Source organism: Cellulomonas sp. B6 (assembly GCF_001462455.1).
Lineage (GTDB): Bacteria > Actinomycetota > Actinomycetes > Actinomycetales > Cellulomonadaceae > Cellulomonas.
Genome location: NZ_LNTD01000112.1, coordinates 1 through 1265, shown reverse-complemented (window position 1 = coordinate 1265; position 1265 = coordinate 1). Strand labels below are relative to the sequence as shown.

1 protein-coding gene is annotated in these 1265 nt (G+C 74.9%); it reads left to right on the top strand.

The window, feature by feature from the left end; translation table 11 throughout:
* Positions 1-36: 36 nt before the first annotated feature.
* Positions 37-1265: DNA polymerase III subunit gamma and tau (locus tag ATM99_RS10790; RefSeq protein WP_150118250.1), on the top strand; the 1229-nt coding region annotated here is incomplete at its 3' end.

Here is a 1265-nt window from a genome sequence, read left to right as displayed (position 1 = left end):
GGCCACGGTGTGGGCGGGGCCCCGTAGGCTCGGGGGGTGACGACAGCCCTGTACCGCCGGTACCGGCCCGAGTCCTTCGCCGAGGTCATCGGGCAGGACCACGTGACCGCCCCCCTGCGGCAGGCGCTGCGCTCCGGGCAGGCCAACCACGCCTACCTGTTCTCCGGCCCCCGCGGCTGCGGGAAGACGACGAGCGCACGCATCCTCGCGCGCTGCCTGAACTGTGCCGAAGGGCCCACCGACACCCCGTGCGGCGTGTGCCCGTCGTGCGTCGAGCTCGCGCGCGGCGGCCCCGGCTCGCTCGACGTCGTCGAGATCGACGCGGCCAGCCACGGCGGCGTCGACGACGCCCGCGAGCTGCGCGAGCGCGCGACGTTCGCCCCCGCGCGCGACCGGTACAAGGTCTTCATCCTTGACGAGGCGCACATGGTCTCGCCGCAGGGCTTCAACGCGCTGCTGAAGATCGTCGAGGAGCCGCCGCCGCACGTGAAGTTCATCTTCGCGACGACCGAGCCCGACAAGGTCATCGGCACCATCCGCTCGCGCACGCACCACTACCCGTTCCGCCTCGTGCCGCCCGACGTGCTCGTGCCGTACCTCGAGCAGCTCTGCACCACCGAGGGCGTGCCCGTCGGCGCGGGCGTGCTGTCGCTCGTCGTGCGGGCGGGCGGCGGGTCGGTCCGCGACACGCTGTCGGTGCTGGACCAGCTGATCGCGGGGTCCGGGCCGGACGGCCTGGACTACGAGGGCGCGGTCGCGCTGCTCGGCTACACGCACACGTCGCTGCTCGACGACCTCGTCGACGCGCTCGCGGCACGCGACGGCGCGTCGGCGTTCCGGGTCGTCGAGCGCGTCATCGCGACGGGCCACGAGCCGCGCCGGTTCGTCGAGGACCTGCTCGAGCGGCTGCGCGACCTCATCGTCATCGCGGCGTCCGGCGAGGCGGCCGCCGCCGTGCTGCGCGACGTGCCCGCCGACCAGCTCGACCGCATGCGTCGGCAGGCCACGCACCTGGGCCCGTCCGAGCTGTCGCGATCGGCCGACCTCGCCAACGCCGCGCTCACCGAGATGGTCGGCGCCACGTCGCCGCGCCTGCACCTCGAGCTGCTCATGGCCCGTCTGCTGCTGCCGAGCGCCGACGACTCGACGACCGGCCTCGGCGCGCGCGTCGACCGGCTCGAGCGCGGGTTGCCCGCCGTCCCCGGTGGGGCGGGGTCATCGGCGCCGGTCGCGTCGGTGCCGGTCGCGTCGGTGCCTGCCGCTGC